18 protein-coding genes and 1 tRNA gene are annotated in these 22,718 nt (G+C 69.1%); 12 read left to right on the top strand and 7 right to left on the bottom strand.

Annotated elements, in window-relative coordinates:
* Nucleotides 1–144 precede the first annotated feature (144 nt).
* Genes ACFQZQ_RS04635 through yidD form a run of 3 tightly spaced genes read right to left on the bottom strand, consistent with a single transcriptional unit; the run spans nucleotide 145 to nucleotide 2,666 of the window.
* On the bottom strand, nucleotides 145–1,053 hold the full coding sequence (locus tag ACFQZQ_RS04635; protein ID WP_386811487.1) for a M23 family metallopeptidase: 909 nt from the start codon (nucleotides 1,051–1,053) through the stop codon (nucleotides 145–147).
* Nucleotides 1,050–2,402: a dihydroorotase gene (locus ACFQZQ_RS04630; RefSeq protein WP_386811486.1), complete on the bottom strand. Its 1,353-nt coding sequence runs from the start codon at nucleotides 2,400–2,402 to the stop codon at nucleotides 1,050–1,052. Before ACFQZQ_RS04630 ends, ACFQZQ_RS04635 begins: the two co-directional genes overlap by 4 nt.
* 15 nt (nucleotides 2,403–2,417) lie before the next feature.
* Nucleotides 2,418–2,666: a membrane protein insertion efficiency factor YidD gene (gene yidD / locus ACFQZQ_RS04625; protein WP_386811665.1), complete on the bottom strand. Its 249-nt coding sequence runs from the start codon at nucleotides 2,664–2,666 to the stop codon at nucleotides 2,418–2,420.
* Between the two features lie 270 nt (nucleotides 2,667–2,936).
* On the opposite strand from yidD, the gene dksA reads away from it, so the two are divergent.
* Nucleotides 2,937–4,001, top strand: a complete 1,065-nt coding sequence (gene dksA / locus ACFQZQ_RS04620; RefSeq protein WP_386811485.1) for an RNA polymerase-binding protein DksA — start codon at nucleotides 2,937–2,939, stop codon at nucleotides 3,999–4,001.
* Nucleotides 4,002–4,131: 130 nt separating this feature from the next.
* Here dksA and ACFQZQ_RS04615 read toward each other — a convergent pair whose 3' ends face one another.
* From ACFQZQ_RS04615 to cysS, 3 genes are all read right to left on the bottom strand, one after another.
* On the bottom strand, nucleotides 4,132–5,406 hold the full coding sequence (locus ACFQZQ_RS04615) for an MFS transporter (RefSeq protein WP_386811484.1): 1,275 nt from the start codon (nucleotides 5,404–5,406) through the stop codon (nucleotides 4,132–4,134).
* Complete coding sequence (locus ACFQZQ_RS04610) at nucleotides 5,403–5,840, bottom strand: SufE family protein (RefSeq protein ID WP_386811483.1); 438 nt, start codon at nucleotides 5,838–5,840, stop codon at nucleotides 5,403–5,405. Before ACFQZQ_RS04610 ends, ACFQZQ_RS04615 begins: the two co-directional genes overlap by 4 nt.
* 165 nt (nucleotides 5,841–6,005) lie before the next feature.
* Nucleotides 6,006–7,376, bottom strand: coding sequence for a cysteine--tRNA ligase (gene cysS / locus ACFQZQ_RS04605; protein ID WP_386811482.1), 1,371 nt, complete (start codon nucleotides 7,374–7,376; stop codon nucleotides 6,006–6,008).
* Nucleotides 7,377–7,572: 196 nt separating this feature from the next.
* On the opposite strand from cysS, the gene ACFQZQ_RS04600 reads away from it, so the two are divergent.
* From ACFQZQ_RS04600 to ACFQZQ_RS04560, 9 genes are all read left to right on the top strand, one after another.
* Entirely contained in the window at nucleotides 7,573–7,980 is a 408-nt protein-coding gene (locus ACFQZQ_RS04600) for a hypothetical protein (protein ID WP_386811664.1), read from the top strand.
* A 270-nt stretch (nucleotides 7,981–8,250) separates the two neighbouring features.
* Nucleotides 8,251–9,267: an N-acetylornithine carbamoyltransferase gene (locus tag ACFQZQ_RS04595; protein WP_386811481.1), complete on the top strand. Its 1,017-nt coding sequence runs from the start codon at nucleotides 8,251–8,253 to the stop codon at nucleotides 9,265–9,267.
* A gap of 16 nt (nucleotides 9,268–9,283) precedes the next feature.
* Nucleotides 9,284–10,483 carry an argininosuccinate synthase gene (locus ACFQZQ_RS04590; RefSeq protein WP_386811480.1) on the top strand — a complete coding sequence of 400 codons (1,200 nt, stop codon included), beginning with the start codon at nucleotides 9,284–9,286 and terminating at the stop codon, nucleotides 10,481–10,483.
* A 1-nt stretch (nucleotide 10,484) separates the two neighbouring features.
* Nucleotides 10,485–11,573, top strand: coding sequence for an acetylornithine deacetylase (locus tag ACFQZQ_RS04585; RefSeq protein WP_386811479.1), 1,089 nt, complete (start codon nucleotides 10,485–10,487; stop codon nucleotides 11,571–11,573).
* A gap of 93 nt (nucleotides 11,574–11,666) precedes the next feature.
* Entirely contained in the window at nucleotides 11,667–12,974 is a 1,308-nt protein-coding gene (locus tag ACFQZQ_RS04580; RefSeq protein ID WP_386811478.1) for an acetylglutamate kinase, read from the top strand.
* A gap of 3 nt (nucleotides 12,975–12,977) precedes the next feature.
* Nucleotides 12,978–13,607 (top strand): GNAT family N-acetyltransferase, encoded by a 630-nt coding sequence (locus ACFQZQ_RS04575; RefSeq protein ID WP_386811477.1) that lies wholly within the window; start codon nucleotides 12,978–12,980, stop codon nucleotides 13,605–13,607.
* A complete protein-coding gene (gene argC / locus ACFQZQ_RS04570; RefSeq protein WP_386811476.1) occupies nucleotides 13,604–14,548 on the top strand; it encodes an N-acetyl-gamma-glutamyl-phosphate reductase in 945 nt (314 codons plus the stop codon). The genes ACFQZQ_RS04575 and argC overlap by 4 nt, the downstream gene beginning before the upstream one ends.
* Before the next feature lie 126 nt (nucleotides 14,549–14,674).
* The gene (argH, locus tag ACFQZQ_RS04565) at nucleotides 14,675–15,964 is read left to right on the top strand and encodes an argininosuccinate lyase (RefSeq protein WP_386811475.1); all 1,290 of its coding nucleotides are present in this window, start codon (nucleotides 14,675–14,677) and stop codon (nucleotides 15,962–15,964) included.
* A gap of 295 nt (nucleotides 15,965–16,259) precedes the next feature.
* Entirely contained in the window at nucleotides 16,260–19,055 is a 2,796-nt protein-coding gene (locus ACFQZQ_RS04560; protein WP_386811474.1) for a PAS domain S-box protein, read from the top strand.
* A gap of 148 nt (nucleotides 19,056–19,203) precedes the next feature.
* Here ACFQZQ_RS04560 and ACFQZQ_RS04555 read toward each other — a convergent pair.
* Nucleotides 19,204–19,280: transfer RNA gene (locus ACFQZQ_RS04555), tRNA-Pro, on the bottom strand.
* A gap of 145 nt (nucleotides 19,281–19,425) precedes the next feature.
* Here ACFQZQ_RS04555 and hisS point away from each other — a divergent pair.
* Nucleotides 19,426–20,811, top strand: a complete 1,386-nt coding sequence (gene hisS / locus ACFQZQ_RS04550) for a histidine--tRNA ligase (protein ID WP_386811473.1) — start codon at nucleotides 19,426–19,428, stop codon at nucleotides 20,809–20,811.
* The gene (locus tag ACFQZQ_RS04545) at nucleotides 20,808–22,700 is read left to right on the top strand and encodes an HAL/PAL/TAL family ammonia-lyase (protein WP_386811472.1); all 1,893 of its coding nucleotides are present in this window, start codon (nucleotides 20,808–20,810) and stop codon (nucleotides 22,698–22,700) included. The genes hisS and ACFQZQ_RS04545 overlap by 4 nt, the downstream gene beginning before the upstream one ends.
* Nucleotides 22,701–22,718 lie beyond the last annotated feature (18 nt).

Raw genomic sequence — 22,718 nt, 5'->3', positions numbered from 1 at the left:
GCGCGCGGTGCAGGTGAACTACCGCGGAAACTCTTGTCTGCGTTCGAGCAGCAGCAGCGGGTCGATCCGCACGTCGAACCGCGCCTCGGGAGAGTGCGGTTTCCGCGATGCCGAACGCGCCGCAGCGCGCGGTGTGCGGACGTTTTACTGTTCGCGCTCGAGCAGCAGCAATGGGTCGATCCGCACGTCGAACCAATTCATCCCCCAATGCAGGTGCGGACCGGTCGCACGCCCGGTAGCCCCAACCGCGCCGATCACCTGGCCCTGCGCGACGCGCTCGCCGACCTTGGCGTCGAGCCGCGACAGGTGCAGGAAGTTCGAGCTCACGCCGTGGCCGTGGTCGAGTAGCAGCGTGCCGCCGGTGAGGTACAAGTCGGGTGCGGCGAACGTGACCACGCCCGCGGCGGGCGCCTTGACCGGGGTGCCGTTGGGTGCGGCGATGTCCATGCCCGAATGCGCCGACTTTGGCGTGCCGTTGTAGACGCGCTGGTTGCCGAAACGGCCGCTGATGCGCCCCGTGACCGGCCAGACGAAGTCCTGGGCGAAATCCGCGCGCGCGTCGTCGCGCGCGCGCGCGGCCACCACCTGCGCCTGTTCGCGCTGGATCCGCGCCGCAATCGCCGGCGGCGGATTGACCGTGCTCGGCGGCACGCCGTCGATGCGCTCCACCGGCCAATCACGCGGCGTGACCGCGATGGCAATCGCGTCGCGGCGACCTTCGGGGCCAAGCACTTCCAGCCGCAGCGGCCCGGCCTCGTCGCGGCCGACACCGAACACCACCGTGCCGTAGGGCGTGGCGCGCAACTCGCGGCCGCCGTAGCGCACCACGCTGCCGGCCGGGACGCGGCCCAGAACCAGCGCGCCCTGCGATACCGATCCGGGAAACACGGCGCGCCCAGCGCCGCGCGGCGCGGCCGCCGGCGACGGCTTCGCGGAGGGGCCGGCGGTGGCAGGCAGCGGCGGGTCGGCCGCGGGCGTGGCGGTGGCGCGCTGTGCAGCCGAGCCGGCGCAAGCGGCGAGCAGCAGCACCGCGCCGGGCAGCAGCAGTTTCATCGCGCGAACGCCAGCCGCTGGCCTTGCGCCGCCCCGACCAGCTGCGAGCCATCCCAAGCCAGCACGCCATTGACCCAGGTGGAGGCGATGCGCGAATGGAACGTGCGGCCCTCGAACGGCGACCAGCCGCATTTGGACAGCACGTCCTCGCGGCGCACGGTGAATGGCGTGTCGTCGACCAGCACCAGGTCGGCGGCGTAGCCCTCGCGCAGGAAGCCACGCTCCTTGACGTCGAACAGCTGCGCCGGCGCGTGCGCGAACTTCTGCACCACCTGCGCGGTGGTCAGGCGGCCTTCGTGGACCAGTTCCAGCGCGGCGTTGAGCGCGTACTGCACCAGCGGCAGGCCGCTCGGCGCCGAGGTGTACGGCCGCGCCTTCTCCTCCAGCGTGTGCGGCGCGTGGTCGGTGGCCAGCACGTCGATCACGTCCTCCGCCAGCGCCTGGATCAGCGCCTCGCGGTCGGCCGGGTCCTTGATCGCCGGGTTGCACTTGATCAGGTGGCCGAGGGTCTCGTAGTCGGCGCGGTCGAAACGCAGGAAGTGGATGCAGGTCTCGGCGGTGATCTGCTTGCGGCTGCCGTCGGCGCGGATCAGCGGGCCGGTCTCGAACAGCGCCAGCTCGTCGGCGGTGCTGATATGCAGCACGTGCAGGCGGGTGCCGTGCCGGCGCGCCAGCGCGATCGCCAGCTCCGTCGACTTCTTGCACGCCTCGCGCGAACGGATGTCCGGGTGGCACGCGGGCGGAATGTCGTCGCCGTACCTGGCCTTGTAGCGGGCCAGTTCGGCGTCGATCATCGGGGTGTCTTCGCAGTGGGTGATGATCGGCGTGGGCACGTCGCGGAAGATGCCGTCGAGCACCTGCGGATCGTCGACCAGCATGTTCCCGGTCGAGGCGCCCATGAACACCTTCACTCCCGGCGCGGTCAGCGGGTCGAGGCGCTGGATCGCCGCCAGGTTGTCGTTGCTCGCGCCCATGTAGAAGCCGTAGTTGCCCCAGGCACGGCCGTGCGCGCGCCGGTACTTGTCCTCGAGCGCGTCGGCGTCGAGCGTCGGCGGGCTGGTGTTGGGCATGTCCATGAACGTGGTCAGGCCGCCAGCGACCGCGGCCGCCGACTCGGTCGCCATGTCGGCCTTGTACTCCATGCCCGGTTCGCGGAAATGCACCTGGTCGTCGATCATGCCCGGCAGCAGGCGACGGCCGCCGGCGTCGACCACGGTTTCATTGCCGCGGGCCGCCAGGCCGCTGCCGATCTGGTCGATGCGGCCGGCGACGACGCGCAGGTCGCCGTCGAACTCGCGGCCTTCGTTGACCAGGCGGGCGTTGACGATCAGGGTTTCATTGGAGGGCATTGGGTTGACCTGTCGTCAGGGAGTGGGGGGTGGCACTGGATCGTGACCGCCGGGGTGCAGTGGGTGGCAGCGCACGATGCGCCGCACGGCCAGCCAACCGCCCTTGAGCGCGCCGAACCGCGCGATCGCCTGCATCGCGTACTCCGAACAGGTGGGGTGGAAGCGGCAGCGCGGCCCGAGCAGCGGACTGAGCCACCGCTTGTAGCCGCGGAGCATGGCGATAAGCAGGCGTTCGATCACGGTGTCTTGATGCCGGGGATCCATCATGCGGTGGCCACGGCGCGATTCCCACAGAATTTTCCGGCCATCGGCCGGAACGGGAGGATCGGACGAGGCCGGTCGGGTTGCCGAGTTGGGCCTGCGAGTCGGCGCAAAGTGGCTCGCAAGTGCTTGATTGGCGAGCATTGCGTCGCCTGCACGCAAAACCCCGGGAAGCAGCGTGGAAAGTTCGTCGTGGTGCGGTTGCCGCAGGTGCCGGGGCAGGGTATAACAGCGCGCTTTCCCGTCACAAGGGAATAGAAGGACAAGTCGCTCGTGGCAGTGAAGAAACCCGCAAAGAAGCCCGTCAAGAAAGTCGCCAAGCCCGCCACCAAGAAACCGGTTGCGCAGAAGCCCGTGGCCAAGAAGCCGGCCGCCAAAAAAGTGGCCGCCAAGCCCGCCGCCAAGAAGGCGCCGGTGAAGAAAGCCGTTGCCAAGAAGGCTGCGCCAGCCAAGAAGCCCGTCGCCAAGAAGCCTGCTCCGGCGAAAAAGCCGGTCGCCAAGCCTGCCAAGCCGGTCGCCGCGCCCGCCAAGAAGGCAGCGCCAGCGAAGAAGGCCGCGCCGACGAAGCTGCCGGTCGCGACCAAGAAGCCGCAAGCGGCGAAGCCGGCAGTGCAGGCCAAGCCCGCGGCTGCGGCCAGCAAGCCCGTGGCCAAGCCCACCGTGGTCAAGAAGCCTGCCGCGCGGCCGGCCACCAAGACCGCGCCGGTGGCTCCCGCACCCGCCGTGGAGCCGCCCAAGGCGGAAAAGCCGGCCTCGGTCAAGAAGTCGGCGCCGGTGGCGAAGCCCGCAGTCGTCGTCAAGCCCGCACCGCTCGCGAAGCCGCGTCCGGTCGGCAAAGTTGCAGTGGCGCTTGTGGCCCGTCCGCAGGTGCCCGCGCCGAAAGGCAAGGTGAAAGTCGTGCAGTACAAGATCGATGACGCCACCGGGCGTCCCGTTGTCCCGAACGGCTACAAGCCGGCCGCGGACGAGGAATACATGAGCGCGTTGCAGCTCGAGTATTTCCGCCAGCGCCTGCTGTCGTGGCGTGCGGATCTGGTCGAGGAGTCCAAGCAGACCATCGAGAACCTCAAGGACGAAGTCCGCGACGTCGGCGACGAGGCCGAGCGCGCGACCCGCGAGACCGAGAACTCGCTGGAACTGCGCACCCGCGACCGCTACCGCAAGCTGATCAGCAAGATCGACAGCACGCTCAAGCGTGTCGACAACGGCGATTACGGTTACTGCGCCGATACCGGCGAGGAGATCGGCCTGGAGCGTCTCGAGGCCCGCCTCACCGCCGAGCGCACGATCGACGCGCAGGAGCGTTGGGAACATCTGCAGAAGCAGATGGGCGACTAGCTCCATCGTCGCTCCCGCTATCGAAAAAGCCCCGCATTGCGGGGCTTTTTCGTGGCTGTCCTCATCGCAAGGGCGCTTGTCCCCCAAGCGGACGTCCTTCGGACCTACACGCAGCCGGCGGGCTCCCGCCTCAGTGCAGTTCGCGCAGATCCAGCCGGCGCAGCCTCGGCGCCAGCTTCGCGGTCGCGGCGACCACGCCCAGGGTCATGCAGCCACCGAACACCACCGACGGCACCAGCCCCATCAGCCGCGCGGCGACGCCGGATTCGAACGCGCCCAGTTCATTCGACGAGCCGATGAAGATGCCGTTGATCGACGACACCCGGCCGCGCATGTGGTCCGGCGTCGACAGCTGCAGGATGGTCGAGCGCAGCACCACCGACACCCCGTCGCACATCCCCGACAGCAGCAGCATCGCCGCCGACAGCCAGAACCAGTGCGACAGCGCGAAGCCGATCATGCATAAGCCGAACCCGGCCACCGCCCACAGCAGCAGCCGGCCCGCGTGGCGGTGCGGCGGGTGCCGCGCCAGCCACAGGCCGACCACGACCGCGCCCGCGGCCGGGGCCGCGCGCAGTAACCCGAACGCCTCGGGACCGGCATGCAGGACGTCGGCGATGAACGCCGGCAGCAGCGCCACCGCGCCGCCGAACAGCACCGAGAACATGTCCAGCGCCTGCGCGCCCAGCACCAACTGGTTGTTGAACACGAAGCGCAGGCCTTCGCCGATGCTCTGGAACACCGGCGCGCGCTCGGCCGGCGCGGGCGGCTCGGTGACGCGCAGGGTGATGATCGCGACCGCAGCGGCCGCGGCGAAGCCGGCGGCGACCAGGTAGGCGGTGGGGGTGCCGCTCCAGGCCACCAGTGCCCCGCCCAGCGCCGGCCCCAGCACCAGCCCGCTCTGCATCGCCACGCTGCTCACGCCCGCGCCGCGGGCGTACTCCTCGCGCTTGAGCACGCGCGCGAACAGCGCCATGTTGACCGGCGCGAAAAACGCCCGCACCAGCCCGCCGATCGCGACCGCGGCGTAGATCGTCAGCGTGCCGAATGCCGGCACGGTGCCCGTGGCGACACCGGCCAGCAGCAGCGCGGTCAGCCCCAGCCCCACGCACGCGAGCATGCCCAGCTTGCGCCGCGGCAGGTGGTCGACCGCGTAACCGGCGAACAGCGCGAAGCAGAAGTACGGGATCACCTCGGCCAGGCCGATCAGGCCCAGCGCCAGTGGGTCGCGGGTGAGCTGGTAGACGTGCCAGCCCACGGTGACGGCGACGATCTGGTACGACAGCATCGCCAGCAGGCGGTAGGACAGCAGGCCGACGAAGCCGGGGTTGCGCAGCAGCGCGGCGGCGCTGATCGCGGGATCTGGCGCGGTCGCGGTGCCGGATGGCTGCGACGACGCGCTCACAGATGCTGCTGGGCGCGTTCGCGGATGAAGGCCAGCAACGCCGCCAGGCCGTTGCTGCGGGTTGGCGACAGGTGCTTGGCCAGGCCGATTTCGGCGATGTAGTCGGCGTCGGTGGCGGCGATCTCGGCCGCACTGCGGCCCGAGTACACGCGCAGGGCGAGGTAGACCAGGCCCGAGACGATCGCCGAGTCGCTGATCGCGTGGAAGTCGAGCCGCTCCGCGTCGCCTTCGGCCACGATCCAGACCATCGACTGGCAACCGTGCAGGCGATGCTCCTCGGTCTTCCACGCCTCCGGCAGTGGCGGCAGCTTGCGACCAAGGTCGATCAGGTACTGGTAGCGCTCGGACCAGTCGCCGAAGAACGCGAACTCCTCGCGGATCGCGGCCTGCGCGTCGGCGGTGGTGGGTTCGAGCGGAAAGGGGGTGTCGGTCACGGCGTCAACTCTGGTCGGATCACTTTCAGTAGCGCCTGCTCGTCGTTCCAGCGCAAGCGGGAACCCAGTGCCTTTCACTTCTGCGGGCGAGCAGCTCAAGTCGCTGGATCCGTGCTCTTGACCGAAGGAAGTCCAGTCGGACGCAGGGATGACGGGCGACGTCCGTCACGCCCGACGCCAGCGTACGCCTTGCGCGGTGTCCTCGAGCAGTACCCCCTCTTCGGCGAGCTGCGCGCGGATCGCGTCGGCGCGGGCGAAATCCCGCGCCTGCTTGGCGGCATTGCGTTCCTCGACCAAGTCATGGATGCGCGCGTCGTCGCCGGTCTGTGCGCCGCGTTCGAACCAGGCGGCGGGCGCTTGCTGCAGCAGGCCCAGCGCGAGGCCAGCGCCCAGCAGTTCGCCCTTCAGTCGCGCCTTGTCGGCGGCCGATTCGGCCTTGCGTGCCTCCGCGGCGATCCGCGCCAGTTCGGCCAGTGCCTGCGGCGTGTTGAGATCGTCGTCGAGCGTCGCCTCGATGCTGGCCGGGATCACGGCATCGGTGGGCTGCGCGTCGCCCAGATCGCGCAGCGTGCCGTACAGCCGGTCGAGGGTGCGCACGCATTGCTCGATCAGCGCATCCGACCAATCCAGCGGCTGGCGGTAGTGCGCCGAGAGCAGCGCGTAGCGCAGCGCCTCGGGCGGATGAGCACGCAGCAGGTCGTGGATCTTCTCGATGTTGCCCAGCGACTTGGACATCTTGGCGCCGGCGAAATTGAGCATGCCGTTGTGCAGCCACCAGCGCGCGAACACCTTGCCGCCGTGCGCGCATTCGCTCTGCGCGATCTCGTTCTCGTGGTGCGGGAACTGCAGGTCGACGCCGCCGGCGTGGATGTCGATCGTCTCGCCCAGGTGCGCGGCGGCCATCGCCGAGCACTCGATGTGCCAGCCCGGGCGGCCGCGGCCCCACGGCGACTCCCAGCCGGGCAGGTCGTCGGTCGACGGCTTCCAGAGCACGAAGTCGCCGGGATCGCGCTTGTACGGCGCGACGTCGACGCGCGCCCCGGCCAGCATGTCGTCGGGGTCGCGGCGCGAGAGCTTGCCGTAGCCGGCGAAGCTGGCGACCGAGAACAGCACGTGGCTTTCCGCGGCGTAGGCGTTGCCCGATGCGATCAGGCGCTCGATCATCGCGATGATCTGCGCGATATGGCCGGTGGCTTCCGGCTCGATGTCCGGCGGCTGCACGCCCAGGGCGGCCATGTCCTCGCGGTAGATCGCCGCGAAGCGGTCGGTGATGGCCGCGATCGGCAGCCCCTGCTCGCGCGCCGCGGCGTTGATCTTGTCGTCGACGTCGGTGATATTGCGGGCGTAGGCGAGGGCGCCGTAGCGCCGCCGCAGCGCGCGCGCGAGCACGTCGAACACCACCGGGCCGCGTGCATTGCCGATATGGGCGTAGTGGTAGACGGTCGGCCCGCACACGTACATCGTCGGGCGAGCGGGATCGGTTGGCGCGAAAGGTTCGACCCGTCGCGTCAGGCTGTTGAACAGGTGCAGGCTCATGGGGTGGCGGCGCTTGTGCGCTGTAATGCGCGCTGGAGTATCCGCGCATTCTAGCCGGCGGCGCCCACGACAGCGGCGATTCAGCCCGTCGGACCCTGCGCCGCATACACTAGATGAACACGCCATCGAGCCCACCGACTTGCCCCTTCACCTCGCCCTGCCGCCGCCGACCTCGCTGCTCGCCCTGGTGATCGGGATGCTCGTGGTGGTTGGTTCCGGCAACGCGGGTGCCCAGGAAAACACGGTGATCCAGGCCGAGAACGTGCGTTTCGCCTACGCCCAGGTGTTGCGCGTGACCCCGGTCTACCAGACGCTGACCGCGACCCGGGTCGAGCAGCGCTGCGACCAGAGCCCGGTCGGCGACGATTCGCGGCTGTCGCGCGTGGTCGGTGCGGTCAAGGATGTGCTCGCCCGCGCGGCCGAGGACGCATCGAATTGCCGATCCGTGCCGGTCGAGCGCGAGTTCCGCCGGCCGATCGCCTACGACGTCGACTACACCTACAAGGGCGCGAAATACCGGTCGCGGCTGCCCGAAGACCCGGGCAACCGCCTGCGGATCCGGATATCGGTGACCCCCGTGGTCGCCGGCGCGCGTGGCCGCTGAGCACCCACGCGCTTGCGCCGTCGCGGCGGCGCATGCGAGCATTCGCCCCCTGATGAACACCCTGCGCGCCGACGCCGACATCCTTACCTCCGCCTACATGGCGGCGGGGATGACCTCGCGCGCGCGTCGACCGTTGCCTCCTTCCCCGGCTGGCTGACGGCGTTCGCGCCCCTTCGTGAAATGAAGTGACACACGAAAAGCCCAGCCTCCGCGCTGGGCTTTTTTGCGTTCTGGCCCCGCCTCCACCGCATCGACGACCGGATTGCCCCGATGAAACATGCCCTGAAACACTTCCTCAACACCCAGGACTGGTCGCGCGCCGAGCTCGACGCGCTGCTGGCGCAGGCGGCCGCGTTCAAGCACGACAAGTTCGGCGACGAACTCAAGGGCCGCTCGATCGCGCTGGTGTTCTTCAATCCCTCGATGCGTACCCGCACCAGCTTCGAGCTCGGCGCGTTCCAGCTCGGCGCGCATGCGGTGGTGCTGCAGCCGGGCAAGGACGCCTGGCCGATCGAGTTCGAGCTGGGCACGGTCATGGATGGCGACACCGAGGAGCACATCGCCGAGGTCGCGCAGGTGCTGGGCCGCTACGTGGACTTGATTGGCGTGCGCGCGTTTCCGAAGTTCGTCGACTGGGCGGTCGACCGCCAGGACCGCGTGCTCAACGCGTTCGCCCGGTACTCGCCGGTGCCGGTGATCAACATGGAGACGATCACCCACCCGTGCCAGGAACTCGCCCACGTGATGGCGCTGCAGCAGCGCTTCGGCACCACCGACCTGCGCGGCAAGAAGTTCGTGCTGACCTGGACCTACCACCCCAAGCCGCTCAACACCGCCGTCGCCAATTCCGCGCTGACCATTGCCACGCGTATGGGCATGGACGTGACCCTGCTGTGCCCGACCCCCGAGTACGTGCTGGACGAGCGCTACATGGGCTGGGCCGAGCAGAACGTCGCCGAGAACGGTGGCTCGCTGGCGGTCAGTCACGACATCGCCAGCGCCTACGCCGGCGCCGACGTGGTCTACGCTAAGAGCTGGGGCGCGCTGCCGTACTTCGGCAACTGGGAGCCGGAAAAACCCATCCGCGACCAGTACAAGCACTTCATCGTCGACGAAGCCAAGATGGCGCTGACCAACCACGGCGTCTTCAGCCACTGCCTGCCGCTGCGCCGCAACGTCAAGGCCACCGACGCGGTGATGGATTCGCCGCAGTGCATCGCCATCAACGAAGCCGAGAATCGCCTGCACGTGCAGAAGGCGATCATGGCCACGTTGGCTCATCAGTAACTTCTGGAAGATCGCCATGAGCAACCAAGACATTGTCCTCGCCTTCTCCGGCGGCCTCGACACCAGCTTCTGCGTGCCCTACCTGCGCGAACGCGGCTGGAACGTGCACACCGTGTTCGCCGACACCGGCGGCGTCGATGTCGAGGAGCGCGCCTTCATCGAACAGCGCGCGGCCGAACTGGGCGTGGCCTCGCACGTCACCGTCGACGGCGGCCCGGCGATCTGGTCGGGCTTCGTCAAGCCGTTCGTGTGGGCGGGCGAGGGCTACCAGGGCCAGTACCCGCTGCTGGTGTCTGACCGGTATCTGATTGTCGAGGCCGCGCTGCGGCGCTGCGAGGAACTGGGCACCAAGACGATCGCGCACGGCTGCACCGGCATGGGCAACGACCAGGTGCGCTTCGACCTGGCGGTTAAGGCGCTCGGCGACTACGAGATCGTGGCGCCGATCCGCGAGATCCAGAAGGAGCACACCGAGGTCCGCGCCTACGAGCAGCAGTACCTGGAGTCGCGCGGCTTCGCGGTGCGCGCCAAGCAGCAGGCCTACACGATCAACGAGAACCTGCTCGGTCTGACCATGTCCGGTGGCGAGATCGACCGCTGGCAGGCACCGGGCGAGGGCGCGAGCGGCTGGTGCAAGCCGCGCGCGCAATGGCCGGCGCAGGCGCTGCGCGTGACTATCGCGTTCGAGCACGGTGAGGCGGTCGCGCTCGATGGCGAAACCCTGCCCGGGCACATGATGCTCGCCAGGCTCAACGGCCTGTTCGCGCAGTACGGCGTCGGCCGTGGCCTGTACACCGGCGACACCACGATCGGCCTCAAGGGTCGGATCATCTTTGAGGCTCCCGGCCTGGCCGCGCTGCTGACCGCGCACCGGGCGCTGGAGGAGGCGGTGCTGAGCAAGCAGCAGAACCGCTTCAAGCCCGAGGTCGCGCGCAAGTGGGTGGAGCTGGTGTACGAGGGCTTCTTCCACGACCCGCTCAAGACCGACCTCGAGGCGTTCCTGGCGTCGAGCCAGGCGACCGTCAGCGGTGAAGTGGTGCTGGAAACGCACGGCGGCACCGTCACCGCAGTCGCGATCGAGTCGAAGCACATCCTCAACGCCAAGGGCGCGACCTACGCGCAGGCGGCGGATTGGGGCGTGGCCGAGGCCGAGGGCTTCATCAAGCTGTTCGGCATGAGCAGCACGCTGTGGGCCGAGATCAACCGGAAGAACTGACGTGCTCGATTCGGTCCTCAGCCACCTCGAAGCGCTGGTGTCGTTCGACACCCGCAACCCGCCGCGCGAGATCGGCACCGGCGGCGTCTTCGATTACCTTCGCGCGCAGCTGCCGGGCTTCCGCATCGACGTCGTCGACCACGGCGAGGGCGCAGTGTCGATGCTGGCCGTGCGCGGCAATCCGACCCGCGTGTTCAACGTGCACATGGACACGGTGCCGTCTTCGCCGGCGTGGAGCGCGGATCCGCTCACGCTGCGCGTGACCGCCGACCGCGCGATCGGCCTGGGCGCCTGCGACATCAAGGGCGCGGCCGCGGGCCTGCTGGCGGCCGCTGCGACGACGCGCAGCGACGCGGCATTCCTGTTCTCGACCGATGAGGAGGCCAACGACGCGCGCTGCATCGCCGCCTTCCTCGGCCGCGAGCACGGCTTCAGCGAGGCGATCGTCGCCGAGCCGACCATGTGCGAGGCCGTGCTCGCGCACCGCGGCATCAGCTCGGTGCTGATGACGTTCCGCGGCAGCGCCGGCCACGCCTCCGGCGCGAACGCGATGCAGGCCAGCGCCTTGCACCAGGCGATGCGCTGGGGATCGCGCGCGCTGGACTTCGTCGACAGCCAGTCGCACCAGCGGTTCGGTGGTCTGACCGGGCTGCGCTTCAACATCGGCAAAATCGAGGGCGGCATCAAGGCCAACATGATCGCGCCCAGCGCCGAGGTGCGCTTCGGCTTCCGCCCGCTGCCGTCGATGTCGATCGATGCCTTGCACGAACACCTCGGCACCCTGGCCGAAGCCGGCGCGGTCGACCGCTACGAGGAAACCTTCCGCGGGCCGTCGCTGCCGGCGGGCGGGGTCGCCGCAGCGGAAGAGCGCCGGCTCGAGGCGCGCGACCTGGCCGACGCGCTGGAACTGCCGATCGGCAACGCGGTCGATTTCTGGACCGAAGCCTCGCTGTTCTCCGCCGCCGGCATGACCGCGCTGGTCTACGGCCCCGGCGACATCGCCCAGGCGCACACCGCCGACGAGTGGGTAGCGCTCGAGCAACTCGAACGCGCCGCGCTCACTTACCAACGCCTGCTGGATGCCCGCTGATTAACGTGCCTGCCGCCGTTGTTCCTGCCCCCATCGTCCGCGAGGGCGATCGGGGGCATCTTCCGTCCCCGTCGAATTGAGCTGCTGCCGACCATGACCGATCTGCGCACCACGATCGTCCGCCTGCTGTCCAACATGGCCAGCGCGAAGGAGATCCAGCAGTACCTCAAGCGCTTCTCGCAGCTCGACGCGGCGCGCTTCGCCGTGGTCAAGGTCGGCGGCGCGGTGCTGCGCGACGAACTCGACGCGCTGGTGTCGTCGCTCGCGTTCCTGCAGCAGGTCGGGCTGACCCCGATCGTGGTGCATGGCGCCGGGCCGCAGCTGGACGCGGAGATGGAGGCCGCCGGCATCGAGAAGCGCACCGTCGACAACCTGCGCGTCACCGACGCCGGCGTGCTTGCCGTGGTCCGCCGGGTGATGCGCCAGGAGAACCTCAAGCTGGTCGAGGCGTTGCAGGAGCAGGGCGTGCGCGCGACCTCGATCCAGTCGGGCGTGTTCGAGGCCGACTACCTCGACCGCGCGACCTACGGCCTGGTCGGCAAGGTCGTGCGCATCGATGCCGACGGCATCCAGGCCGCGATCAAGGTCGGCTCGATCCCGGTGATTGCTTCATTGGCCGAAACCGCCGATGGCCAGATCGTCAACGTCAACGCCGACTGGGCCGCGAACGAGCTGATCAAGGCGTTGCAGCCGTACAAGATCGTGTTCCTGACCGGCACCGGCGGCCTGCTCGATGGCGACGGCCAGGTGATCGATTCGATCAACCTCAGCACCGAGTACGCCGAGTTGCTGCAGCAGCCGTGGCTGCATTCGGGCATGCGGGTCAAGATCGAGCAGATCCACGACCTGCTGATGGCGCTGCCGCTGTCGTCGTCGGTGTCGATCACCAGGCCCGACGAACTGGCCAAGGAGCTGTTCACCCACCGCGGTTCCGGCACGCTGGTACGGCGCGGCGAACGCGTGCTGCAGGCGACCTCGTGGGAGCAACTCGACCTGGGTCGGCTGCGCGAGCTGGTCGAGTCGGCATTCGGGCGCAAGCTGCTGCCGGACTACTTCGAGACCACGCGCCTGTTCCGCGCCTACGTCAGCGAGAACTACCGCGCCGCGGTGATCCTGACCGAGGAGGAGGGCACCACCTACCTCGACAAGTTCGCGGTGCTCGACGAGGCGCAGGGCGAGGGCCTGGGTCGCGCGGTGTGGCAGGTGATGCGCGAAGAAAACCCGCGGCTGTTCTGGCGCTCGCGCAACGGCAATGCGGTCAACCCGTTCTACTTCGGCGAAGCCGATGGCTGCATCAAGCAGGAGAAGTGGACGGTGTTCTGGTACGGATTCGACGACCTGGCGCAGATCGCCGGTTGCGTGGCGCACTGCCGCGAGCGTACCGCGACGTTGAAGGACTGAACGATGACCCCGGCATCGACACAGAACGACTGGAGCATCGTGCCGACGCTGGCGGGCGAGCACGCGCGGCTGTTGCCGCTGCGTCACGAGCACGCACCGGCGTTGGCCGAAGCGGCGTCGGACGGGGAGTTGTGGCGCCTGTGGTACACCTCGGTGCCCAAGCCGGAGGCGATGGCAGCCCATCTCGACGCGGCACTCGCCGCGCAGGCGCAAGGCCGCGAGCTGCCGTTCGTGGTCACGGACGCGACCGGAACCGTCGTGGGCAGTACGCGCTACTGCAACCTGGACCACGTCAATCGACGCCTGGAGATCGGCTACACCTGGTACGCCGGCCGCGTGCAGCGCACCGCGGTGAATACCGAAGCCAAGCTGCTGTTGCTGGCGCATGCATTCGAAACCATGGGCTGCATCGCGGTGGAGTTCCGCACCCACTGGTTCAACCAGGCCTCCAGGGCGGCCATCGCGCGGCTGGGCGCCAAGCAGGACGGCGTGCTGCGCAACCACCAGCGCCTGGCCGACGGCAGCTATCGCGATACCGTGGTGTTCTCGATCATCGAATCGGAATGGCCGGCGGTGAAGCGCAACCTGCAGTTCAAGCTCGAGTGCCATTCGAACCGGGGAGCGCTGCCATGACCAGGACGATTGGTCTTGTCGGCGCGCGCGGCCATGTCGGCGCGGAGTTGATCGCGCTGGTCGCGGCCCATCCGGCTCTCGAACTCGGGTTCGTGTCGTCGCGCGAGCTCGAAGGCCAGCGCGTCGCCGATCACCACGCGGCGTACCGCGGCGAGCTGCGCTACGTCGCCCATGGCCCGGAGCAGGCCGCGGCCGCCGGTGCCGATGCGGTGGTGCTGGCGTTGCCCAACGGCAAGGCCGCGCCGTTCGTGGCGGCGATCGATGCCGGTGCGGCCGATACCAGGGTCATCGACCTGTCGGCCGACTACCGCTTCGACGACGGCTGGTACTACGGTCTGCCGGAGCTGACCCGCGGGAACTACGCCGGCCAGCGCCGAATCAGCAATCCGGGCTGCTACGCGACCGCGATGCAACTGGTGGTGGTGCCGATGCTCGATGCGCTGGAAGGCCCGGTGCAGTGCTTTGGCGTATCGGGCTTTTCCGGCGCGGGCACGGCCGCGTCCGACAGGAACGATCCCGCCAAGCTTCGCGACAACCTGATGCCGTACGCGCTGACCGGCCACGTGCACGAACGCGAAGTCACGCGCCGGATCGGCCACGCGATCGAGTTCATGCCGCACGTCGCGCCGCATTTCCGCGGGTTGACGATCACCGCCAACCTGCACCTGGCGCGCGCGTTCGAGCGCGCCGAGGTCGTGGCGCGCTACCGCGACCGCTACGCGGGCGAGCCGCTGGTGCGGGTCGGCGAAGAGGCGCCGTGGGTCAATGCGATCGCCGGCCGGCACCATGTCGAACTAGGCGGCTTCACGCTGTCCGAGGACGGCCGGCGGCTGGTGGTGGTCGCCACCGAGGACAACCTGCTCAAGGGCGCGGCGACGCAGGCGATGCAGAATCTCAACCTCGCCTTCGGGTTTGCCGAAACCGACGGAATCCCGCTGTAGCAGCGGCTTTAACCGCGATCACGACCGTCTCCGGTCGCAGCCGTAACCGCCCCAGCAAGGGTGCGACCCATCCATATTCACGGCCGCGGCTGAAGCCGCTCCTATACAAGGCACAGGATCACGACGATGTCCGATCTGCTCTGGCAAAAACCCGGCGTCAAGGTCGACGCGCGCATCCAGCGTTTCCTCGCTGGCGAGGATGTGGTCCTGGACCGCGAGTTCTTCGCGTTCGACATCCAGGCCAGCCGCGCGCACGCGCAGGGCCTGCAGCTGATCGGCATCCTCGATGGCGACGAACTGGCGGGACTGGAGCGCGAGCTCGACGCGCTGGCCATGGACTTCAAGGCGGGGCGCTTCGTGCTCGACGAGCGCTACGAGGACGGCCACTCGGCGATCGAGTCGCGCCTGGTCGAGCGGCTCGGCGATGCCGGCCGCAAGATCCACACCGGGCGCAGCCGCAACGACCAGGTGCTGGTGGCCACGCGGCTGTGGCTCAAGGACCGGCTGGTGCAGGTGGCCGCGCTGTGCCGCGAAAGCGCCGAGGTGGCGCTCGCGCGGGCGCAGGCCGAGGCCGCACTGCCGCTGCCGGGCTACACCCACCTGCAGCGCGCGGTGGTGTCGTCGGCGGGCATGTGGTGGGCGGCGTGGGCGGAAGGCTTCATCGACGACGCCGTGCGTGCGCGCGACACGCTGGTGTGGGTGGATGCGAATCCCCTCGGCAGCGCCGCCGGTTACGGCGTCAACCTGCCGCTGGCGCGCGACCACACCACCGCCGCGCTCGGCTTCGGGCGCCTGCAGGTATCGGCCGCCTACGCGCAGCTGTCGCGCGGCAAGTTCGAGATGGCCGCGATCGAGGCGCTGGGTTCGGCCTTGCTCGACCTGCGCCGGCTGGCCTGGGACCTGAGCCTGTTCACCAGCGCCGAATTCGGCTTCGTCGCGCTGCCGGCGCAGTACACCACCGGCAGCTCGATCATGCCCAACAAGCGCAACCCGGACGTGATCGAGCTGATGCGCGCCAGCTACGCCAGCGTTGCCGCCGCGCGCACCGAGATCGAGCAGCTGCTGTCGCTGCCGTCGGGCTACCACCGCGACCTGCAGTTCTCCAAGGGCGCGATCTTCCACGCGTTCGGCCGCGGCCTGGGCGCGCTGGAGCTGTTGCCCGACCTGCTGCGCAACCTCGAGTGGAAGCCCGAGCCGATCCGCGCCGCACTCGACCCCTCGCTTTACGCCACCGACCTGGCGGTCGACCTTGCGCGCGAGGGCGTGCCGTTCCGCGACGCCTACCGGCAGGCGGCCGACCCGGCGCGCTGGGCGCAGGGCGATCCGGAGGCCAGCCTCGCCGCGCGGGTGTCGCCGGGCGCGGCCGCCGACCTGCGCCTGCAGGTGCTGCGCGACCGCCTGGCTGGATTGTGCTGAGCTGATCGATCCCCCCGGCGCGCGCGCCCACTGGCGCGTGGTGCACCGCCCGACTGGCGAGAAGCGCGCACGGGGTGCGCCGCGCCGCGCCGCAAAACCAGCCCGCCGACGCCAAACCCCGGTTCGCCCTGGGCATGGCAGGCCGCTGCCGGCCTTGTTCCGGCCCCAAGCGCGTTGGAAGCAATACGTTGGGAAGCGTGCTGGTCTCCGCCTTGCCCGGGGAAACAGGTTTCGGGGGGTGTTTGCGGGCGGGGCCACCGCGTGGTCCACCGCTTGTCCGTTCCTGGAGAGGTGTATGGCGCCCGACCACCAAGACCCCCGCGTCCTGCATCGATACGCATTCGATCATGCCGCGCTCGGGATCGCCGTGTCGGGAATGGACGGGCGCGTGCTCGCGGTGAACCCGGCCGCGTGCGCGATCCTGGGGTACACCGAATCGGAGCTGCTGGCGATCGACCTGCAGGCGATCACCCATCCGGATGATCGCCAGGCCGACGTGTCCGGCTTGCAGGACCTGCTGGTCGGCGACACCGAGGCGTTCGCGGTGGAGAAGCGCTTCCTGCGCAAGTCGGGAGAGAGCGTGCGGGTGAGCCAGCACGTCGGCCTGGTCCGCGATGCGGATTCGCGGCCGCATGCGCTGGTGTCGCAGCTTCGCGACATCACCGCGCAGCGGTTGGCGGAACGCCAGAACGATGCCCTGTTCCGGCTGTCGCCGGACATGCTGGCGGTGACATCCCCGGGCATCGACCGGCTAGACCGGGTCAATCCCGCCTGGCAACGCATCCTGGGATGGAGCCCGGGCGAACTCGCCGGCCGACCCTACCTGGATTTCGTCCACCCCGAGGAACGCGAGGCTGCCGCGGCGCTCGGCGTCGAGCTGGCCCGCTGCAACGCCGCGCAGAGCTTCCGCCACCTGTTCCTGTGCAAGAACGGCCTGTACCGCTGCCTGGAATGGGACACGCATTGCAGCGGCGGCTTCCGCTACTGCGTGGTGCGCGATGTCTCCCACCACCAGGCCGCCGACCAGGAATTGCGGCGCACCAACCAGCTGCTGCTCGACAAGGACCGGCAGATGTCGAGCATCGTCGACAACATCGGCGATGGGCTGATCACCTTCGACGCGCTCGGTATCGTCCACTCGTTCAACGCCGCCGCATCGCGCATGTTCGGCTACAGCGCCGAGCAGATCGTCGGCGCCCACGTCGAGCTGCTGATCCCGGAACCCATGCGCGAGGCGCAGGAGGCCGAGATCGAGGCCCACCTGCGCGGCGACGAGGCGCAGCTGGTCGGCAAGGGCAAGGTCGTGGTGCGCGCGTTGCGCAGCGACGGCGAGCTGTTCCTGATCGAGTTGATCGTCAACGCGATCGAGACCGCGCAAGGCGAGCTCTTCATCGCGGTGATGCGCGACGTCACCGAGCGGCGCAAGGCCGAGTTCGCCTTGTTCACCGAATCGGAGCGGCTGCGCGTGACCCTCAACTCGATCGGCGACGCGGTGATCACCACCGACACCGCCGGCCGCGTGACCTACCTCAATCCGGTGGCCGAGAAGATCACCGGCTGGAGCAACGACGAGGCGGCGGGCTTGCCGCTGGAACGGGTGCTGGTGCTGACCGATGAAACCAGCCAGGAACCGGCGCCGAACCCGATCGACCTGGTCCTGCGCGACGGCCGGGAGGCCGGGTTGGTCGAGCATTCGATCCTAGAGCGCCGCGGTGGCGGCCGGTTCGCGATCGAGGACAGCGCGGCGCCGATCCGCAACGTGCGCGACGAGATCATCGGCGTCGTGCTGGTCTTCCACGACGTCACCCAGGCCAAGCTGATCGCCGCCGAGATGACCCACCTGGCCTCGCACGACTCGCTGACCGGGCTCATCAACCGGCGTGGGTTCGAGCAGCGCCTCGACGCGGCGCTCAAGCGCAACGGCAAGCTGCACCACGAGACCGCGGTGCTGTACATGGACCTGGACCAGTTCAAGGTCGTCAACGACAGCTGCGGCCATGCCGCCGGCGACGAGCTGCTGCGGCAATTGGCGGAGGTGTTCCGCAAGCGCCTGCGCAGCGCCGACACGCTGGCGCGGCTGGGCGGCGACGAGTTCGGGATCGTCCTGGAGAACTGCTCGGCCGATGCGGCCCATCGCATCGCCGAAGGCCTGCAGCAGGCCGTCACCCGTTTCCATTTCGTCTGGGAGGAACGTACGTTCCGGGTCGGCGTGAGCATCGGCATGGTGTGGCTGGAGGACGGTTTCAACAGCCGCGACGAGGTGCTGCGGCAGGCCGACGCCGCCTGTTACCTGGCCAAGGACCGCGGCCGCAACCGCATCCACGTCTACCAGTCCGGCGACCGCCACCGCAGCCAGCGCCACGGCGAGATGGGCTGGATCGCGCGCATCCACCAGGCGCTGGAAGAAAACCGCTTCGTGCTGTGCCGGCAGGCCAGCGTGTCGCTCAACGCCGCCAAGACGCCGCACTTCGAGACCCTGCTGCGGATGCTGGAACCGGACGGGCGCCACGTGCCGCCGATGACCTTCATCCCCTCGGCCGAGCGCTACGGGCTGATGCCGGAGATCGACCGCTGGGTGATCAACGCCGCGCTGACCAAGCTGGGCGCCAACCCCGACCACGCGATGTGCTTCATCAACCTGTCCGGCGCGTCGGTGGGCGACGACACGCTGGCCGACTACGTCAGATCCCGGGTCGAGCAGACCGGCGTGTGCGCCGCCGACCTGTGCTTCGAGATCACCGAGACCGCGGCCATCGCCAACCTGTCGCACGCCGAGTCGATGATCCGCGACATCAAGCAGCTGGGCTGCCGGTTCGCGCTCGACGACTTCGGCAGCGGCATGTCGTCCTTCACCTACCTCAAGCACCTGCCGGTGGACTACCTGAAGATCGACGGCACCTTCGTCCGGCACATGGACAAGGACCGGATCGATTGCGCGATGGTCGAGGCGATCAACAACATCGGCCACGTGATGGGGATCGAGACAATCGCCGAGTACGTCGAGAACCAGGCCACCGTGGAGCTGCTGGCCGGCATGGGCGTGGACTACGCGCAGGGGTTCTGGATCGAGAAGCCGCGTCCTTGGGTGTAGTGTGGCCGCGCGCATGGCTCGGGGCTGCCCGTCAAACCCTGGATCCGGGCATCCCAACGCCGCGGATCGCTGAACAGGCGCAAGTCCGATGGGGGCGGGACACGAAAGAACCGGCGCGAGGCCGGTTTTCGTTTGACGCTTCTGCAATTGGTCGGGGAGACAGGATTCGAACCTGCGACCTCTACGTCCCGAACGTAGCGCTCTACCAGGCTGAGCTACACCCCGACAGCAGAGCCGCGAATTTTAGACAGTACCGTGGGGTCGGCGCAAGCGTTTCGTGCGCCGCGGCGGCCGCGATGGGGGGAGGGCGGGGCGGGCCGCTAAACTGTGCCGATTCCCGCTTGCCACATCGCCTTCACTGGAGCCTTGCTTGATCAAGCCGCGTACCCCGCCCGGGGTCATGGAGCTGCTGCCTCCTGACCAGATCGCCTTCCAGCGCATGCTGGACACGATCCGCCGCAATTTCGAGCGTTTCGGCTTCCTGCCGGTGGAAACGCCGGTGATGGAACTGTCCGAGGTCCTGCTGACCAAGTCCGGCGGCGAGACCGAACGCCAGGTGTATTTCGTGCAATCGACCGGCGCACTGGAGAAAAACGCCGAGGGTGCGCCCGAGCTGGCGTTGCGCTTCGATCTGACCGTGCCGCTGGCGCGCTACGTCGCCGAGCACGAGCACGACCTCGCGTTCCCGTTCCGCCGCTACCAGATGCAGCGCGTGTACCGCGGCGAGCGCGCCCAGCGCGGCCGCTTCCGCGAGTTCTACCAGTGCGACATCGACGTGATCGGCAAGGACGCGCTGAGCGTGCGCCACGATGCCGAGTTGCCGGCGGTAATCCACGCCGTGTTCTCGGAACTGGCCATCGGCGCGTTCACCATCCAGCTCAACAACCGCAAGCTGCTGCGCGGCTTCTTCGAGGCGCAGGGGATTGCCGACGGGCAGCTGCAGGCACTGGTGCTGCGCGAGGTCGACAAGCTCGACAAGCGCGGCGAAGACCACGTGCGGGCGACGTTGACGGGCGAGGGCTTCGGCCTGGACGCGGCGGCGGTGGCGACGATCCTGGAGTTCGTCAAGGTGCGTTCGACCTCGCACGCCGATGCGCTGGCACAGCTCGACGCACTGGGCGAGGGCAACCAGGCCCTGCGCGAGGGCGTGGCCGAGCTGCGCGAGGTGCTGGAGCTGGTGCGTGCGCTGGGCGTACCGGAGGGCAACTACGCGCTCAACTTCTCGATCGCGCGTGGCTTGGACTACTACACGGGCACGGTCTACGAGACCACGCTCAATGACTACCCGCAGATCGGCTCGATCTGTTCGGGTGGCCGCTACGAAGACCTAGCCAGCCACTACAGCAAATCGAAACTGCCCGGCGTGGGCATCTCGATCGGCCTGACCCGCCTCTTCTGGCAGCTGCGCGAGGCGGGGCTGATCGCCAGCGCGGGCAGCACGGTGGACGTGCTGGTCACGCAGATGGACGCGCAGACGCTGCCGCATTGCCTGGAGGTCGCCAACGAGCTGCGCCAGGGCGGGTTCAACACCGAGGTGGTGATGGAGTCGTCGAAGCTCGCCAAGCAGTTCAAGTACGCCGACCGCGCTGGCATCCGCTTTGTGGTCGTGCTCGGTGAGAACGAGATCAGCAACGGCACCGTGACCGTCAAGGACCTGCGCCGCGCCGATCAGTTCGAGCTGCCGCGCGCCGAGTTGGTGCGCGCACTGCGCGTCGAGCTGGCGCAGGCCGCCGCCCTGCCGGAGGTGCCGGCATGAAGTTGATCCGCCTCGATGGCCAGTCGCTGACCCGCGCGCAGCTGGTCGCGGTCGCGCACGGCGCGCAGGTCGAGCTCGCCGCCGAGCAGTTGCCGGCGGTCGCGCGCGCGGCCGACTTCCTCGCTGAGCAGGTCCGCCGCGAGGAGCCGATCTATGGTGTCTCGACCGGCTTCGGCAGCAACGCCGACCGCCTGCTCGGCGCGCACCACCTGCGCGACCAGTTGCCCGGCGCCAAGCCCTCGGGCGAGACCCTGCACCAGGAACTGCAGCGCAACCTGATCGTCACCCACGCGGTCTGCGTCGGCGACGCGTTCGCGCCGGGAATCGTGCGTGCGATGCTGTGCATCCGCATCAACACGCTGATGCGCGGCCACTCGGGCATCCGCGTGCAGACCCTGCAGGCGCTGGCGGCAATGCTCAACGCCGGGATCGTGCCGGTCGTGCCGCAGTTGGGCTCGGTCGGGGCGTCGGGAGATCTCGCCCCGCTGTCGCACCTGGCGATCGTGCTGCTCGGCGGCGGCGAGGCGTTCTACCAGGGCGAGCGCCTCGATGGTGGCGAGGCATTGCAGCGCGCCGGACTGGCGCCTGTGACCCTGTCGTACAAGGAAGGCCTGGCGCTCAACAACGGCACCGCGCAGATGCTCGCCTGTGGCGTGCTGGCGCTGTCGAAGCTCGAAAACCTGCTCGACACCGCCGACCTGGCCGCGGCGATGACCATCGATGCGTTCGCCGGGCGCCTGGGCGCATTCGCCGAGGAAGTGCACGCGCTGCGCCCACACCCGGGGCAAGTGCAGGTCGCCGCCAACCTGCGCCGCCTGCTGCACGGGTCGACCCTGTCCGACATTCCCTACCACCTGGTGCCGCGGTTCCGCGCGTGGCAGCCGCACAGCTGGGCCACGCCCGAGGCGCAGGCGCTGCGCTTCGACATCGGCTGGGATTGGGTGCCGTTCTCGCAACGTCACGGCCGCGAGAAGTTCTACACCCGGTTCCGCCCGTTCCGCGGTGGCAAGAAGCACCAGCCGCAGGACAGCTACTCGCTGCGCTGCATCCCGCAGGTGCACGGCGCGGTGCGCGACGCGGTCGCGCAGGCGGCGCGCGTGTTCGAGATCGAACTCAATGCGCTGACCGACAACCCGATCGTGTTTCCGGATGCCAAGGCCGAGCACGTCGAGCAGCAGGTGATCTCCGCGGGCCACTTCCACGGCATGCCGCTGGCGCTGGCGATGAGCTACGTCAAGGCGGCGATCCCGGTGCTGGCCAGCATCTCCGAGCGGCGCCTCAACAAGCTGCTCGACCCCGCCACCAACGACGGCCTGCCAGCGTTCCTGATCGGCAACGAGGATTCCACCGAATCGGGCCACATGATCGTGCAGTACACCGCCGCCGCGATCGTCAACGACTTGGCCAGCCGCGCCATGCCGGCGTCGGTGTACTCGATCCCGACCAGCGCCAACGCCGAGGACCATGTATCGATGGGCGCCAACGAGGCGCGCCACGTGCTGGCGATGGCCGACGACCTGGGCAAAGTGCTGGGGCTGGAGCTGTACACCGCCGCGCAGGCGCTGGACCTGCGCCGCGACATGATCAACGCCGCGCGCAACCTCGCCGACGCCGCCGATGCCGCGGCGCTGGCAGCGAAGGTGCAGGGTGGCCCGGCGGCGGGCGACGGCGAGCATGCCGCGTTCCTGGCCGAAGTCGAGGCGTTGCGGGTTGAGCTGGCGACGGCCGACGAGTTCCACCCCGGCCGCGCCGTGGCCGCGGCGCACGCCGCGATCCGCGCGCAGATCCCGTTCCTCGACCGCGACCGCGCGCTCGACGGCGAGGTCGCCACCGCGGTGCGGTTGGTGCGCGACGGCACCGTGCTGTCGGCGGTGCGGGCAAGCATGTAGGGCGGGTTTTAACCCGCC

Source organism: Lysobacter koreensis (assembly GCF_042677045.1).
Taxonomy (GTDB): Bacteria; Pseudomonadota; Gammaproteobacteria; order Xanthomonadales; family Xanthomonadaceae; genus Lysobacter_K; species Lysobacter_K koreensis.
Note: the sequence above shows the minus strand (reverse complement) of the source record. Positions and strands in the feature narration are given on the sequence as shown.